The organism is Gluconobacter cerevisiae, from assembly GCF_015244675.1.
Taxonomy (GTDB): Bacteria; Pseudomonadota; Alphaproteobacteria; order Acetobacterales; family Acetobacteraceae; genus Gluconobacter; species Gluconobacter cerevisiae.
The window spans coordinates 1-14281 of the sequence record NZ_JABCQO010000022.1 but is presented as its reverse complement, the minus strand read 5'-3'; the positions used below and the strand labels follow the sequence as shown (position 1 = coordinate 14281).

17 protein-coding genes and 1 tRNA gene are annotated in these 14281 nt (G+C 55.6%); 8 read left to right on the top strand and 10 right to left on the bottom strand.

Annotated elements, in window-relative coordinates; translation table 11 throughout:
- Positions 1–279, top strand: a 279-nt coding sequence (locus tag HKD21_RS13845; RefSeq protein ID WP_194256190.1) for a hypothetical protein, incomplete at its 5' end; no start/stop codon positions are given.
- A 35-nt stretch (positions 280–314) separates the two neighbouring features.
- Here HKD21_RS13845 and HKD21_RS13840 read toward each other — a convergent pair.
- The 3 genes from HKD21_RS13840 to HKD21_RS13830 all read right to left on the bottom strand — a co-directional run bounded on the left by HKD21_RS13840 (position 315) and on the right by HKD21_RS13830 (position 3935).
- On the bottom strand, positions 315–617 hold the full coding sequence (locus HKD21_RS13840; RefSeq protein WP_194256189.1) for a MobC family plasmid mobilization relaxosome protein: 303 nt from the start codon (positions 615–617) through the stop codon (positions 315–317).
- Between the two features lie 170 nt (positions 618–787).
- Positions 788–2143, bottom strand: a complete 1356-nt coding sequence (locus tag HKD21_RS13835; protein WP_228121514.1) for a replication endonuclease — start codon at positions 2141–2143, stop codon at positions 788–790.
- A 157-nt stretch (positions 2144–2300) separates the two neighbouring features.
- Positions 2301–3935, bottom strand: a complete 1635-nt coding sequence (locus HKD21_RS13830) for a tyrosine-type recombinase/integrase (protein ID WP_194256188.1) — start codon at positions 3933–3935, stop codon at positions 2301–2303.
- Positions 3936–4229: 294 nt separating this feature from the next.
- Here HKD21_RS13830 and HKD21_RS13825 point away from each other — a divergent pair, with 294 nt between their 5' ends.
- The 5 genes from HKD21_RS13825 to HKD21_RS13805 all read left to right on the top strand — a co-directional run bounded on the left by HKD21_RS13825 (position 4230) and on the right by HKD21_RS13805 (position 7456).
- Complete coding sequence (locus HKD21_RS13825) at positions 4230–4547, top strand: type II toxin-antitoxin system RelE/ParE family toxin (protein WP_322782943.1); 318 nt, start codon at positions 4230–4232, stop codon at positions 4545–4547.
- A complete protein-coding gene (locus HKD21_RS13820; protein WP_194256187.1) occupies positions 4537–4866 on the top strand; it encodes a HigA family addiction module antitoxin in 330 nt (109 codons plus the stop codon). Before HKD21_RS13825 ends, HKD21_RS13820 begins: the two co-directional genes overlap by 11 nt.
- Before the next feature lie 441 nt (positions 4867–5307).
- Positions 5308–6159: an HAD family hydrolase gene (locus tag HKD21_RS13815; RefSeq protein WP_322782942.1), complete on the top strand. Its 852-nt coding sequence runs from the start codon at positions 5308–5310 to the stop codon at positions 6157–6159.
- Positions 6160–6203: 44 nt separating this feature from the next.
- Entirely contained in the window at positions 6204–6905 is a 702-nt protein-coding gene (locus HKD21_RS13810) for a hypothetical protein (RefSeq protein WP_194256186.1), read from the top strand.
- A gap of 167 nt (positions 6906–7072) precedes the next feature.
- Positions 7073–7456, top strand: a complete 384-nt coding sequence (locus HKD21_RS13805; protein ID WP_194256185.1) for a DUF2513 domain-containing protein — start codon at positions 7073–7075, stop codon at positions 7454–7456.
- Between the two features lie 210 nt (positions 7457–7666).
- On the opposite strand, the gene HKD21_RS13800 is transcribed toward HKD21_RS13805, so the two are convergent.
- The 7 genes from HKD21_RS13800 to HKD21_RS13770 form a co-directional block, all read right to left on the bottom strand.
- Positions 7667–9055: a DUF6538 domain-containing protein gene (locus HKD21_RS13800; RefSeq protein WP_194256184.1), complete on the bottom strand. Its 1389-nt coding sequence runs from the start codon at positions 9053–9055 to the stop codon at positions 7667–7669.
- Between the two features lie 88 nt (positions 9056–9143).
- Positions 9144–9229: transfer RNA gene (locus HKD21_RS13795), tRNA-Leu, on the bottom strand.
- A 7-nt stretch (positions 9230–9236) separates the two neighbouring features.
- Positions 9237–9974 (bottom strand): M48 family metallopeptidase, encoded by a 738-nt coding sequence (locus HKD21_RS13790; RefSeq protein WP_228121513.1) that lies wholly within the window; start codon positions 9972–9974, stop codon positions 9237–9239.
- Positions 9926–10417, bottom strand: a complete 492-nt coding sequence (locus tag HKD21_RS13785) for a YcgN family cysteine cluster protein (protein WP_194256183.1) — start codon at positions 10415–10417, stop codon at positions 9926–9928. Before HKD21_RS13785 ends, HKD21_RS13790 begins: the two co-directional genes overlap by 49 nt.
- Entirely contained in the window at positions 10414–10818 is a 405-nt protein-coding gene (locus HKD21_RS13780) for a hypothetical protein (RefSeq protein ID WP_228121512.1), read from the bottom strand. Before HKD21_RS13780 ends, HKD21_RS13785 begins: the two co-directional genes overlap by 4 nt.
- Positions 10818–11825, bottom strand: coding sequence for an extracellular solute-binding protein (locus HKD21_RS13775; protein WP_322782941.1), 1008 nt, complete (start codon positions 11823–11825; stop codon positions 10818–10820). Before HKD21_RS13775 ends, HKD21_RS13780 begins: the two co-directional genes overlap by 1 nt.
- 198 nt (positions 11826–12023) lie before the next feature.
- Positions 12024–13196, bottom strand: coding sequence for an ABC transporter ATP-binding protein (locus HKD21_RS13770; RefSeq protein ID WP_194256182.1), 1173 nt, complete (start codon positions 13194–13196; stop codon positions 12024–12026).
- A gap of 86 nt (positions 13197–13282) precedes the next feature.
- Between HKD21_RS13770 and HKD21_RS13765 the strand changes: the two genes are divergently transcribed.
- Entirely contained in the window at positions 13283–13561 is a 279-nt protein-coding gene (locus tag HKD21_RS13765; protein ID WP_099287712.1) for a hypothetical protein, read from the top strand.
- A gap of 77 nt (positions 13562–13638) precedes the next feature.
- The gene (locus HKD21_RS13760) at positions 13639–14073 is read left to right on the top strand and encodes a hypothetical protein (RefSeq protein WP_194256181.1); all 435 of its coding nucleotides are present in this window, start codon (positions 13639–13641) and stop codon (positions 14071–14073) included.
- Positions 14074–14281: the final 208 nt, after the last annotated feature.

Sequence of the window (14281 nt, the reverse complement as noted above, 5' to 3'; positions counted from 1 at the left end):
TGCTTTGCCATCGTGGCGGGTTTTGGTGTGGATGACGGCAAGACAGACATCCGAGGCCTGAAATCCGAACTCTCTGGCGAGCATGGTGATGCAGTCGGCAAACTGTTCGTCTGTCAGCTTCTCCTTGGACGATATCTGGAAGTGCTGGACTGCGTTCACACGATGAAAGGCGGCTGCATCAGCCATGCAGTCATCGACATCCTGACGTCTGCCTTTCCACAAGAGGATGTGCTCGTTCTCGTCCGTTTTCTCCACAAGATGGTGGAAAATGGCTCCTGACCCGGATGAGGTTCTGATGGGATTGCTCTTGAGTATCATCGCACCCGCCTCAGCGCACGATTGATGCGGACCTTGATGTCATCAATCACCAAAGGTAGGGCAGCGATATCGACCTGCTCCCCTGTATTCAGTCGTCTGGCTATCTGGTTCAGGTTGTTCCCGATGGCAGACAGCTCACGACGTAAGGCCAGAAGCTCCTCTGCAATCGAAGCCCCTCCTGCCAGTTCGTTCAGCAGGACTTTCCTGCACCAGACAGACAGTCTGCGTGTTCCTGCTGTGGTTTTTAGTCTCTCCCGTTCTTCCGGTTTCACCCGGATATGTAATGTCTCCGTTTTCATGGTTGGTCCTCATTTCTGAGGAGGATTATGACACCACTCTGTGCAGGGAACGGGTGAGACAGCTCTGACAGACACGTTCCGGTTCAGGGAGGATTTCGCGCCTCTTGGGGATTTCTCTGGGTTTTGCGCCAATCCGGGTCTGGTCGGTGGGGGCTGTCAGGGATTCACTTTCAGCCCTGGAAAGGAGGAGGCTGCCCTCTGGACTGAAGCCGCTCCCATCCACAGGCTGAAGCCGGGACACCTTCTTGGTAGTCATTTAAACAAGTTGGAACAAAGAGAGACTGAACCCCTGTTTTCCCTGCTGAAACCTTCTGTCTGACCATGGAGGTCTGGCTGACAGGGGATGCATTGAAATTCTTCACTGTCCTGAAATGCATGACATGCACCAGAGCTGTCAGAACCCTTGGCATCCCTGTGCGGACATAATGGAAATCGGGATGTCGGGCTGATATCCGGTTCAACCTTTCATCGGAAAATCCACGCATCAGCAGCAGCGCTGTTCCACCAAAGGCTTTTCGCTTCATCAATCTGTGAGCTGTGGCAATCCTGGCATCGGACAGGGTGCCGTAGCGCTTACCTGCGTAGATACTCGTGTAACGGGCTCGGATGTCGCGTGTCAGGCCAATGAAGGTCAGACTGGTCTCGGGTTTTCCATAGTCCTTCGTGAGATAAAGAGAGACAGACAGCACATCGCGGATGTCCTTGATGGCTTCCGCCTGTCGTTCAATCTCGTTCGGGAAGGCCTGGAGTATCTGCTCTTCGAGCCATGCTCTCTGTGCTGGGTCGACATAGAGCTGGATATGATAGTGGGGTGTTTCGTCATCCTGAAGTTCAAGCGCTGTCATGCCCAGTAGGAGGACACCTTTCTCTCGTGCCTTGCGTCTGACAGTTTTCCAACGTCTGGCGATTTCTGCCTTGGCCTCTTCATAGGAACAGGTGTGGTACTTGCCAGGTAGTGTCAGGGTCAGGAACAGGCCCTGATAGCCAAGAAATCCGGTAGCAAAATCATGCAGGCTGTCGGCTATGGCCAGCGTGACAGCATAGTGTTTTCTGAGCTGCCACTGACGGAGCGTATGCGCTGACAGGCCAGTGTCCGGGTTCTGTCGGTCAGGGACCACGATGAACGATTTGCTGGCAGCCAGCTTTTCGTCATTGAATGTTTTCTGCACCCTATCGTGTTCAGGGGAGAGTTCCAGAACCCTGCGGAGATTACGGCGTAGCCTGTTGGCTTTGCGTGTGAGAACCTGCCCTGTGATTCGCTGGGTCTGCTTCAGTTCGTCATAAGACTGGGAGAGAAGGTCAAAGCCGGAAACAAGGTCATCGGATAGGGTTTCAACCCAGTCCACGACCTCCATGGCGACCTGTTCGGTCTCTTCAAAACATGCAAGGAACTCGCAGTTTTCTGCGACCTTGCGGGTAATTTCGTTCTTGTAAATCCCATGCAGGGGTAACAGCCTGCGCCAGACATCGGGTCTGGTGGTTCTTATCCAGTGGTCTATTTCTGCATACTGCACATCATCCTGCATCTTTCCCCGTGTAATCGTGGAGAGAAGCAGAATGGTCTATAATGGTCCTGTCGTAGAAACATGTCGTACTTCCTTCTTCTGACTGGTCTCCGGGATGTTTTCCAGTCACAAGAGGGAAGTATAGCAGACAGTTATGCAGTTTTGTTTCGAAGTGGGATTATTGCTTTCCCATCAGTCTCTTCAGGTCCCAGAACTCAGGATATGACATGGAATCCGCAACACGTTTGAGGTTCGTGATATCCACGTCATCGAAATAGACGATGTTACCAACGGACTTGTTCAATCCTTCATGTCCGAGAAAATCATCAATCCATGACTCTCGAAGTCCACCGTCGCCATGTTCGTGAATATTGCGGAGTTTGGTTGAGACGTTGTGCCGGAAAGAATGAAAAACCTTCTCCCGGCCGATGCCCAGCCGTGATTTGAAAGAGGAGAAATTTCTCTGGAAAATCCCGGACCTTTTCTTGTCCATACCCGTGAAATTCAGTTCCTTGAACAGATATCGGCGTCGTTGGTTTTTAGCGCGTTGGGCCATTTCCACGAGGCCGGTCTCCAGAAGTGGCTGGCATAGAGGAACAATGCGAGCCCCGGCTTCAGTCTTGGGGTCCCATGCTTCCCAAGGAGCGTCTTTATGAGCACGGTGGACCTGCACCACAATGCACCAGACATCCTGAATCTGTACGATATCCTGTGGACGCAGACGGCAGATTTCTTCCTCACGCATTCCCGTATAGGACGCTATTCCTACAATCAGACCGAAGGTGGCCTGACTGATGGTCTGGAACGGCCATGGAGTGTCGATAAGCGTTCTCAGGTCATCGTTTGACCAGCGGATACGCTGTGTTTTTGCGGTAGTGTCAAACTTCCAGCCCCCGACAAACGGATTACGGTCAATCAGGCCGAGGGGTTCGTAATGACGCCACAGAGCGGAAAGGCGAGTGAAATGATTTTTGCTGGCCTTTCCGGAGATACGTTCCAGATTTTTCCGATTGGCCTCTGCTGTCAGTTCGGCAACTGTCCGCGTGTCCTTCCGGTTCTTGCCATAATGGACAGGAAGTTGCTCCATCATGTCCTTGAACGTGCCCGCGTCTTCTCCCGTGTAGTCGCGGATGGGTCTGTCTCCACAGATTTCGACAAATCTTCTGTAGGTGTTGCGATGTTCGGCGATGACAGAGGGTTTTGACTTCTTGGTCTTGACGCTCAGGAAGGTCTCGGACGCTTCGGAGAACAGAGGGGAGGGTTTGGGCGCTGGCGGCTGGACAAGCTGTGTCAGTGCGGCAACCTGCTCTGACAGCTTTGTCAGGGCTTCTTCGCCCGAGCTTCTTTTGTCCTTGCCCAGTTTGTAAATGATGTCGGTCAGAGCGTTGATTTCGGGACCAATCTTTTCAAGAACGCTGGAAACCCGCTGATGGTCTTCCATTCGTGCCAGAAGGTGCTCGGCATTCATGGTTTTATAGCGAGCCTTCAGGGCCTGAATCTCACTGTCGTAGGTCTGGACGATGGACTGGAACAGGTCCTGCTGGACAGGGTGCAGGTCAGATGTGGCCAGAGCCTCCTGAAAGGTCTCAACCGCCTTGTTGAGCGAGGATGTTTCTTCCGATGAAGACATGGCCAGACTGATGCACTCGAAAAGCTGAGAGGTCAGTCCATACATGGCACAGGCACGGGTTCTGGCAAGATTTCTGTCGAGGGTTTCCAGCGAGTGCCAGATTTCCCGTTTCCCCAGAGCAGGCCGAAAACGAACGGGAATCCCGCGTCTGAAATGGAAACCGGATTGCAGACGAATCAGCACAACAGGGCTCGTTTTGTAGAAGCCCTTTGTAGAAGAATGGGGGCTCCGGGTTGTTGAAAACCCTAAAAGCCTTTTATTTTCAATGACTTATATGTGGTGCGAGCTGCGGGACTCGAACCCTCACGCTCTGCAAAGCACCAAGCAGACAACCCTCTGAAAACGAACGACAATTTCAGCCGTTACCGTCCTTCAAGGTTGGTAATCCCGCATAACCTGCGGGCAACCCGGTGGAGCAGTCAAGAGGATTACCTTAAAGAGAGCCGTTATACGCAATGTAAAGCATTGCTTGACACTATGGATGTAAAGTCATACCTTCCGCTTATGGAGATAGAGAGTATCGCGCATAAAGGCCTCCGGCGTTTCTTTGAAACTGGAAATGCTAAAGGTCTGGTCGGCGATATCAACCGTTTACGGAAGATGCTGGCTTTTATTGACGCTGCTGGTTCGTTGGAAGAGCTGTCTGTGCCGCCGAATTACGGACTGCATCCTTTAACGGGAGATAGGGCCGGAACATGGTCCATGACAGTTACGAAAAACTGGCGGCTGACGTTCAGAGTTCGTGAAGACGGTGCGCTTCTGGATATGACATTGGAGGATTATCATGGCTCTTAAGATGCATTCTTCTCTGGCTGTGCATGTCGGGGAGTGGATCCGGACAGAACTGCTTGAGCCGCATAATATCCGGGTTAACGACGTGGCTGAGCATTTCGGTGTTTCGCGTCAGGCTATCAGTGCATTGCTGAATGGTCGGGCTAGCCTTTCGGCGGATATGGCCATTCGTTTTGAGAAGGCCTTTGGTGTCCGGGCCGAGACGTTGATGCGGATGCAAAGCACGTTTGACCTTGCGCAGGCCCGTGAACATGAAGCGGAATTGAAAGTCCGCCTGTTTTTTACGCCTGCGCAGCGGGCGGTCGGATATCAGGTTGCGTAAGGGCTCATTTACATAAGAGAATTCAAAGAGAGAAAGAGAGCCAGCAGTGCTCAATGGCTACCCATTGAACAGCAGGCAAGGGGGAATGCTTCCCCCGTTGACCCCTTTGTCCTTTTTGAAATCTGACCGCTTTGGAGCACTCAGACGGGTTTCCTGCCGTTCATTCAACTGCGTATAACGGCCGCTATCGTGCCCCTTGTGGGTGGTTCAATTGGCTGCGGAGCAGTATCGACTGCGAATCCAGCGGATGATGGTTGCTGCGCTACACGCGATGGCAGAGATATCCGGCGTTCCCGCTTGAAGATGAAAGGTGGTAGACGGCATATCGGTATCGCAACTTTCATTCTATTTGTCGCGCGCGCCGCTCTCGCCTAAAATTGGGGCGGCAGCAAGAGCACGGATGACACCGTCTTTCCTGCCAGAAAAGAAAGACCGAAGCTGGTGCAAAAACGCGTTCTTATTACCGATGTCGATAACACCCTGCTTGATTGGCAGGATCTTTGGTATCAGACCTTCTCTGCTATGATGGGCACGGTGCTCGACATATCCGGCGTCGATCCCGAGACGCTCTATGCAGAAACCAGCGTGATCCATCAGAAGTACGGCACAAGCGAATATTCGCACCTACTCGAAGAACTCCCGTCGCTCCGCACGCGCTACGGCGACGATATCCTGACCGTGATGGCGCCAGCGATTGATGCCTTTCGCGAGGCGCGCCGTCGCGTGCTCGCCCTCTATCCGACCGTTGCCGACACGCTCACTGCGTTGAAGCATAAGGGCGTTCGAATCGCCGCTTTCACCGAATCCAAGGCGTTTTACACCAACTATCGGTTCCGCAAACTTGGGCTCGATGGCTTGGTTGACGTCCTGTATTCGCCCGAGGATCACAGCGTTCCTGAGAAGACCGTGGCGACACGACACTACGATGCCGGCAGCTACGCCTTCAAATACACCGTACATCACTATACCCCAGAGGGCGAAGTGAAACCCAATCCCGATATCCTGCGCGATATAGTCAGGGATCTCGGGGTCTCGATCGACGAAGTGGTATATGTCGGCGACAATCCTCTGAAGGACGTTTTCATGGCGCAGCAGGCCGGCATCACCGATGTCCACGCCGCCTACGGGTCTAGCCAGCACAAGCCCGAATATGAGCTATTGCGCAAAGTCACGCACTGGACGCCGGAGATGGTGGAGCGAGAACGCACCGCACTCAAGCCCGGCAGCGTCATACCGAGCCATGTGTTGACCGAGAATTTCGCCCAGATCTTGCCACTGTTCGAGATATCCTAATGGCCGCTCCTGATCCCACATCGACATCTCCACTAACGCCAGAGATGCCGCCGACGCTGCTCCCGGTGCCACCACTCGGGGCTGGACAGATTGAAATCTGGAAGAAGATCGTCGACGTACAGCAGCACTTCAACGATCTTGAGCTGCGTATTCGCAATTTCGCGTTGATCGTCACCGGCGCTTTCTTGGGCCTTGGCGGCTATGCGATAAAGGATGCTGGTGTTGTTAAGCTCTTGGGGCTGGAAGTATCCATCGCCGGGCTGGTGGTGGTATCGGCAATCTTCCCGCTCGCTGCCTTCTATTTCATGGACCGGCTTTGGTATCACCGACTTCTCGACGGCTCGGTCTATGCTGGTATAGAGGCGGAGACGGCACTCAAGGATCTCGGCTACAAGGTTGACCTTGGCTCTAAGATTAAGGAGCACAGCCCATTCAAACTGTACTTCACTGAGAATAAGATGATTCGGTCAGCAGCCAAGATGGACCTCTTTTACGCAATTCTATGCGGGTCGCTGTTGCTCGTCGCGGGCTTTCTCGGGTTCGGGATCCGTCCGCAGGCGGTACTAGACAAGACGCGATCGTCCATCGTCGTGCCGGCGGTTACTCATCTGCCGGCCCACGCTGCATCTCGTACCGTTTCCATCAACATGCTGGCACCCGCATTGTCAGCCCCCCAGCCGAGCGTCGCAGTCGGGCGTCCCATTGTGGTTGAACCAATCGTCGGTAATTCCCAGACCAGTAAGTGACATCGGCGATGCCGTGATGATTAGATGTGTTTGGGTGATTTGGCAGTTTGAGGGGAAAGATTGTAGACCATCCGCTTCGGAACGTGGGTCAGGTATTTTTAATTATTTCCTCACTGCCAAAGGAATGTCAGAATCATCAAATGTGGAGCGTCAACGGAGGGGCGGAAATGAGACGCGATATGGATTTGGTTCGCAAATTACTTCTGACGCTGGAAGGAATTGAGAAGGGGCCTCACGATGTTCTCCTTATCGCTGGAAACTCTGAAGAGGTTGCTGTCGAAGGTCGAACATCTGATGAGATTTACTTCCATCTCACCAAAATTGAAGAAGCTGGTTTTTTAGAGCATGTGGGAAGCGGAGCGATGACGGCAGTCACGTTCCGAGCTCTGTCGTGGAAAGGGCAAGAGTTCTTAGATGCCATTCGGGACGATAGCATCTGGAAAAAAACGAAAGAGAAAGCCGGTAGCGCCTCCTTCGATGTTCTCGCCGCCGTTGCAAAGGCAGTTCTTAAAGACAGAATAAAGTCTCTTACAGGATTGGATATAGGTTGAGAGGTTATGCGGCCGATAAGTAACTGTTTAGGGCGTAGCGGCTTTCGGATAACTGTCAAAACCGATTCCATGTCTGGCATGTAGGCGACAGCGGCCATCAGAGATGGTGTATTTTCCAGTCTTTCAGGGGGTCAACGGGGGAGGTTTCTCCCCCTTGCCAGTTGCTTGATGGGACCCTTTGGGTAGCCATTGAGCACTGCTGGCTCCCGCTTAACTCCAGCCTTTTCTGAAGATGTCGTTGGGATAGGAAATCGCTTCGACGGTTTGTCTGAGGTTGGCCGTTGTGATGCCGCTCAGATAGGTCGAGGTCCCTTGGCTTTTATGGGTGGCTTCGTGTCCCAAAAGCCTATCAATCCAGATTTCCCGAATATCGGCTGAAGCGTTTCGCAATTGCGTGGAGACGCTGTGTCGGAACGAGTGGAACGTAATTTCAGCCGGTAGCCCGAGACGCGTTTTCATCGTCGAGAAGGACCGCCCGAAGACTGTCCCTCGAACGCCGTCCTTCGACATGTTGAGGCCGGGAATGAGGTGCGGGCCGTCTACTGTGTCTTTCAGGGTGAGAAACCCTGCCTCAATGAGCTTGGAGTGAATAGGGACCATCCGGGTTCCGGCGTCTGTTTTGGGCGACCATCCGTCTTCTGTGTGAGGCTGGATGACAAAGCACGGAATGCCGTCAATCGTTTGAAGGTCTTCTGTTCTCAGATGACAGATTTCTCCCAGCCTCAGACCTGAATAAGCTCCTATCATCGTGACGAGCCGGAATGTGCTTTCAGAGACAGAGCTACGAGGCCAGTCTCCTGTCATCAGGGTGTGCAGCTCCTGAGTGCTCCAGCCCCTGCGGATGGTCTTGGAGCCATTTTCAAAACTCCATCCGGTCCACGGATTCTTTGTGACCAGTTCCCGTTGCAGTAACTGGTTCCAGAGGGCTGAGAGCCGCATCATGTGGTTTTTCACGCTCTTGCCGCTCAGAGTGGGGCGTCCGTCCCTTTTGGCACACTCTGTTTCTTCTGTGAGTGTGAGACTGCTTTTCCGCTTTCCGAGGGACGCAGGCAGGGAAAAGAGCAAATCCCGGAAGGCTCCAGCCTTTTCGCCGCCAATGATAGAAATAGACGCATCACCAAAGGCTTGCAGAAATAGCTCTACAGCCCGCTGAGTGGCTTTTTTGGTATCGGCGCTGGTTTGTGGGTTCTCCAGAACAAACCGTGTCAGAGCCTCGGACAGGAGCAAGGGCTGGGGTTTGGGAGTGGAGGCAGTAGTGGCTGCCAAAGCTTTCCGCATGTTCTGCGGTCGTAGTCTCGGTCTTGAGACGGGCAAAGGCATCGCTTCAATGCCTATTGGGGCTTCGACCAGGCGATGCAGGTCCTTCAGTGCGTCCCGCACGTGCGGGATACTCTGACAGTCCTGTCCCTCAGCCAAAGCCCGAAAGGTCTCATCAAAGAGTTCGGTCGTTCTCGCATGCAGCAAAGAGGCCCGTTTGCGGGCTTCGTTCTGATAGCCTGTTTTCAAAGAGACCCAGATTTCCCGCTGTTTTAGTGCAGAGCGCAGGGCAGGGGGTACGATTCGGCGGAAGTGATAAGTGGTGCCGCGAATACGGAGCATGAGACGTCCTTTGGTGGGGAAGGACGGTGGAGCAAAGAGTGTCTTTGCCCCATTCAGGCCGAAAAACCGTTCATTTCCGGGAAGTCTGTGGTGCGAGCTGCGGGACTCGAACCCGCACGTCCTTGCGGACTCGAGATTTTAAGTCTCGTGCGTCTACCATTCCGCCAAGCTCGCACAGCTCTCATGCTGCGCGCAGGAGAGCTGTACCGTTTTCTCTCAACCAGCGTTCCGCTGCAAGACGTCCAGTGCGTCCTTCTGGAATAAAACTGTCCACCAGAGCCCAAAAATCAGGGCCATGGTTGAAGTGTTTCAGGTGCGAGAGTTCGTGAATGATAACATAATTCTGTATTGGAACTGGCGCCATTAGCAGGCGCCAGCTGAGCATGATCCGGCCCTGTTTTGTACAGCTGCCCCAGCGCGTTCGGACTTCGCGCAGGTCGAGGCGGATGGGGTGCAGGTTCATTTTTGCGGAATGGGTTTGGAGTATTTCGGTCAGGCAATCTTTTGCCAGGATCTGAAGAAAATCGCGGACGCGTCGCGTCGTGTGCGAGGCATCTCCGCTAACGTGAAGTCCGTCTGCATCAAGCCAGCATCCGCGTCTGGCTGTGGGCTCATGGAGAATGGGAATGCGTTTCCCATCAATCATGACGTGAGAGCCTTCTGTCAGTGTGGGCTTTTCCGGTAGTGCCGCAAGGGCCCTTGCGATCCATTCCGTCTGTTGGTGCACGAAAGCCAATGCCCGGTCTTTGGTGACAGTCTGGGGAAGCGTGACAATGACTTCGCCGCGGACAGGTTCGATCCGCAGGGTGATGCGTCTGGCCCGTGCCGAACGCTTCCAGATCAGTGGAACGGTCGGGGGGAGCATGGGTGTCAGGCCTTGAGTTTCAGCACCTGACACAGCGGCGAGCGGTCTGGCCATTCGCCGGGCCAGTCTTCCAGATGGTCTTCCAGAGGGCCTGCACGACGCTCGCTGATGCAACGGTCCTGAACGGATGCGCGTGAACTGTGGACGCCTTTGTCGTTACCCGTGCGGAGCGGGTGCCAGTCGGGAAGATCAAATCCGTCGCGCAGCAGGCGATAAGAACAACTGGGCGGAAGCCAGTCGATTTCGGCCAGAAGGGCAGGGGTCAGGGTCACGCAGTCGGGGACCTTGCGGTGACGGTCCGCGTAGTCGGTGCAACGGCAGGTATGGGTGTCGAGAAGGCGGCAGGCAACGTCTGTGTAAATCACCTCTTCCGTATCTTCGTCGCGCAGTTTGTTGAGGCAGCAGCGACCGCAGCCGTCACAGAGGGATTCCCACTGTTCGGAAGACATCTGATCCAGAGGAACGGTTTGCCAGAAAGGCGCGGAGGGAGACGTCATGGATGGTCCAGCAGGGCACAGGCAACGCAGAAAGCGGTCGCAAGAAGAAAGGAAAGAAAAACGGACGGTAACAGAAGCGGAAACCAGATCAGGCGCAGGCGTGTCGGCAGATCTGCGCCCAGACCGATTGCGGCGCGGGTTGTACCAGGAGGAAGAGTCAGAAGGGTTGCCCCGATGGGAAAGGCCACTGCGGGGGCGATGAGCAGCCCTTCGAGCCATCCGGGAGCAGAATGAAGGCTGGCTAGCGCAAGGGCCAGCCCTGGTCCGGGCAGCAGCAGGATCAACCCCAGACGACGCAGAACGGAAGCTGGCAGAACCCGCATGAGGAGTGCGATCAGCGCACAGGCCCCCAAAAGCCCTGTCAGGATCGAGGGAAGATTAAGGCGGAGTGCGAGGGCCATCAGGGCGTCCGGGGAACGAAATGTGCTGCGAACTGCTGTTCAAGCGCGTCGCCATGTAGGGACCAGAACGTGTCGCTGACCGTCAGGAACGTGGGAGCCGCTTCTGGAGGAACGGGCGTGGGCATGTCCTCCAGATGAGGCGCGTGCATCCTGAGTTGCTCAAGAGTCCGGTGGGCGCTTTCGGCAGAAACATTGATGGGAATGGCCCAGAAAAGGGGCGAGCGGAGTACATTCTGTGTCCCGGCAACGAACAGTGATGTCGCGGGGCCGGACGGAGCGCGCGCACTCACGCTGGTGACTTCTGTGGCGGGCGCACTCAGCATAAGGGCACCGCTCTGTTCCATGATGCGGGCGGCATCGGCCGGTGTTTCCCACCACACGATATAAGGGCGTAGCAGATCCAGCCTGCGGAACGCACGCTCCACGCCAGCTGGTGTCGAAAGCGTCGCATAGATGTTCTGTGGCGCAACGCCGTCAGCCAGTAGAGCGATTTCCAGTGTGGTCCGGGCGCCAAAATGCAATCCCCTCCGTCCCGGATGGCGGGCCACATCCCAGAAGTCCTGCCAGCTTGGGGCCGTCGTTAGTCGTGAGCGGTCCCAGGTCAGGGCAACGTCGCTCACACCTCCGGGAATGCCGCAGGTTGATGTGTTATCTATCGGATGAACCCATTTACCCTCACAGGCCTGAGTCAGCTGCGTCCCAGTGACGAGAACGGCCATCCATGCGGGCTTTGTTGCCTGCATCGCAGTTTGGAGGGTGCTTGTCTTGCCGTCCCATTCCACCAGAGGCAGAGCAGTGTTAGCGGAAGTCAGGGCATGCGCGGCTATTGTTCCTTGGGGAACGCCGAAGCCGGGTTCAGGACGATGGACGGGTTTGCGAACGTGACGAGCGCGTCGGTGTGCATGGGCCGAGGCCGGGGCAGGCACAAAAACGGATGTGATGTCGCGCCCGACAGACGTCAGAAACGTGCCGATACCGCTGCTTTGGTGCGGTGAAGCGGCCTGCACTGCCGAGGTCAGCGATGACAGAATCAGCAGCGCGCAGAAAGACGTCCGAAGCTGGAGGCTCCTGCGGGAGATCCGACCAGATGTCCAAAAGACATGTCGCAAAGGGAAGGCGGGCCGGGTCAGAACGAGAGGATCCTCAGAAAAATTCAGGTGTCCGAAATAGGCCGTCCGATTATTTTCGGACAGAACGGACGCACTTTAATACATCCCGGCACCCAGCGGAAAGGCCGTCGCATGAGCAGCAGGCCAGGCAAGCTGTACGGGAGTGCCAGAGGTAGGGATTTTCTGGGCCTGAAGCGGGGGGCGGCGCAACTCGATTTCCGTCCCTTCCGCACAGCGGACGCGCATGCGGATATGGTCGCCGAGATGGGTGCTGTCGGTCAGCACGCCCCGCACGGGGGTGTCTCCGTCGTCGTCCATGCCAAGGCTCTGGGGACCGAAAAAGGGCGATATCCGGTCCGGGCGAACGCAGACAAGACATTCCTGCCCCTCGCTCAGGTCTTCGGAAATCATGGCGTCCACGATGCCACCGCAGGCCAGATGAACGCGGGCCACGTCATCGCCGATGTCCAGAACCTGTCCTGTCAGTGTGTTGGTCTCACCGAAAAGGGTTGCGACTTCCACGCAGGCGGGACGGTCATAGAGGCGGGCAGCGTCGGCGCACTGCAAAAGTGCGTTATTGTGGAAAACTGCGATCGCCCGGCCGGAGCGCAGGGCATCTTCCCGACGTGAGACGGCGTGAATGATGCTGAGGTTCAGGGCGCGGGAGAGTGTGCTCAGCAGAATCGGGATGCGGCGTGCGGCATGAGGATTCAGCGTATGAAGCGGGTCATCCAGAAGCAGAACGTCAGGCGAAGCGATCAGGGCGCGCGCCAGTTTGACGCGCAGAGACTGCTCCGCGTCCAGTTCTGTCGGGCGCCGGTCTGCAATACCATCCAGTCCCAAGAGCGAGATCATCCGTCCGGCAGCAGCCCGGGCTTCCTGTCTGCCTTTGCGGCTCGCACGCAGGCTGAAGGCGATGTTGTCGCGCAGGTCTAGATGCGGAAAAAGCGGGTCCCGCGGGCTGACGATCCGCATGCGTCGTTCTGGGGGCGGCCGAGACGTCACATCTTCGCCATTGACCATGATGGTGCCGCCCAGATGGGGCAGGAATCCTGCCAGTACGTCCAAAAGGCGCGACAGGGCCGTAGGCTGGTTGCCGAAAAGAGTCAGGGTCGCGCCCGGCAGGAGCGAAAGATCGACGGGCGGCGCATCGATGGCTGCACGCAGGCCGATAATATCCAGCACGGGCTGCACGACGGCTTTGGGGCGGGAGGGGCGAGTGCTCCCCTGCTTGGGAGCCATGCGGGGAGCGCCTGACAGGCCTGACATGCAACCTCTGGGAGAATGGATCGTTATGAGCGAAACAAAATCAAGCCAGAACGGATCTGACCTGATACTGAAGAAGGGGTTTGAACATGAGCCGTAAAAGCGTCAAGGATAACATTGAAGTTGCAGCCGAAACCACGCAGGCTCAGATCGACGGTCTGCGGACCCAGTTGCAGGAACTCCTGAACAACCGCATCAATCCCGCTCTGCTCGACGCAGCGGACCGCACGGATCATGCCGTTGCAAATGCCCGCAAAATCACGGATCATGAAATTGAAAATGTTTCGACGCGTGTGCGGGCGCGTCCGATTGCAGCCGTCCTGATTTCGGCCGTTGTCGGTTTCCTTGCCGGCCGTTTCTCCAAGTAACAGCCCGGTTCTTTCCAGGCAGGAGACGGACGGCATTGCGTCCGGCTCCGTCCTGAAAAAGAGGCAAACGATTTCCCATGAAGCCCATTGAACTCGGACAGGACGTCCTCTCCGCACAGGGACAGATCCTTTCCCGCTCTGCCATGCGAATCGGCCGCAGAGTCGCTTACGGTGTTGTCGCGGCAGTTTTTCTGATGTTCGCGGCAATCTCGTTTCACGGGTTCCTGTGGGCATTTTTTATTGATGTGGTTGGACTGGGTTATGTCGCTTCCGCACTCTGCGTCATGGGCGTGGACCTTCTGTTTGTCGTGATCTTCGGACTTCTCGCGGCCCGCTCCATTCCGGACCCCGTTGCAATCGAAGCGCGCATCCGTCGTGATCGCAAGCTGGCGCAGCTTAAACAGTCTGTGGCCATGGCAGCTCTGACAGGGGTTGTATTCGGGCCTGCCGGGCGTTTTACGCTCAGACGTGTGTTCGATCTTGTGCGCAATATCCTCGGCCTTCGGAAATAAGACATTTTGTGGCTGATATTGGCCAAAGCCATATAGTCAGCCCCAACGTAATGGCGTAAGCACGTCGCCAGCACACAACCCCCTCATTATTTGAGGGGGAGTCGTTGTGTCTGATTGAGGAGCGTTGTGGGCGAGTTGTCTTACAGTGTGGCGTTTGGCAGTCTGGTGGTTGACGCTGGAGCTGGTTTCTGATGCTGGCTGAAGTTAA

Excerpts from the sequence above, each read along its gene's own strand:
- HKD21_RS13840 (WP_194256189.1), bottom strand. The coding sequence starts at position 617 with ATGAAAACGGAGACATTACATATCCGGGTGAAACCGGAAGAACGGGAG.
- HKD21_RS13835 (WP_228121514.1), bottom strand. The coding sequence starts at position 2,143 with ATGCAGGATGATGTGCAGTATGCAGAAATAGACCACTGGATAAGAACC.
- HKD21_RS13825 (WP_322782943.1), top strand. The coding sequence starts at position 4,230 with ATGGATGTAAAGTCATACCTTCCGCTTATGGAGATAGAGAGTATCGCG.
- HKD21_RS13820 (WP_194256187.1), top strand. The coding sequence starts at position 4,537 with ATGGCTCTTAAGATGCATTCTTCTCTGGCTGTGCATGTCGGGGAGTGG.
- HKD21_RS13810 (WP_194256186.1), top strand. The coding sequence starts at position 6,204 with ATGCCGCCGACGCTGCTCCCGGTGCCACCACTCGGGGCTGGACAGATT.
- HKD21_RS13805 (WP_194256185.1), top strand. The coding sequence starts at position 7,073 with ATGAGACGCGATATGGATTTGGTTCGCAAATTACTTCTGACGCTGGAA.
- HKD21_RS13800 (WP_194256184.1), bottom strand. The coding sequence starts at position 9,055 with ATGCTCCGTATTCGCGGCACCACTTATCACTTCCGCCGAATCGTACCC.
- HKD21_RS13790 (WP_228121513.1), bottom strand. The coding sequence starts at position 9,974 with ATGGCCAGACCGCTCGCCGCTGTGTCAGGTGCTGAAACTCAAGGCCTG.
- HKD21_RS13785 (WP_194256183.1), bottom strand. The coding sequence starts at position 10,417 with ATGACGTCTCCCTCCGCGCCTTTCTGGCAAACCGTTCCTCTGGATCAG.
- HKD21_RS13780 (WP_228121512.1), bottom strand. The coding sequence starts at position 10,818 with ATGGCCCTCGCACTCCGCCTTAATCTTCCCTCGATCCTGACAGGGCTT.
- HKD21_RS13770 (WP_194256182.1), bottom strand. The coding sequence starts at position 13,196 with ATGTCAGGCCTGTCAGGCGCTCCCCGCATGGCTCCCAAGCAGGGGAGC.
- HKD21_RS13765 (WP_099287712.1), top strand. The coding sequence starts at position 13,283 with ATGAGCCGTAAAAGCGTCAAGGATAACATTGAAGTTGCAGCCGAAACC.
- HKD21_RS13760 (WP_194256181.1), top strand. The coding sequence starts at position 13,639 with ATGAAGCCCATTGAACTCGGACAGGACGTCCTCTCCGCACAGGGACAG.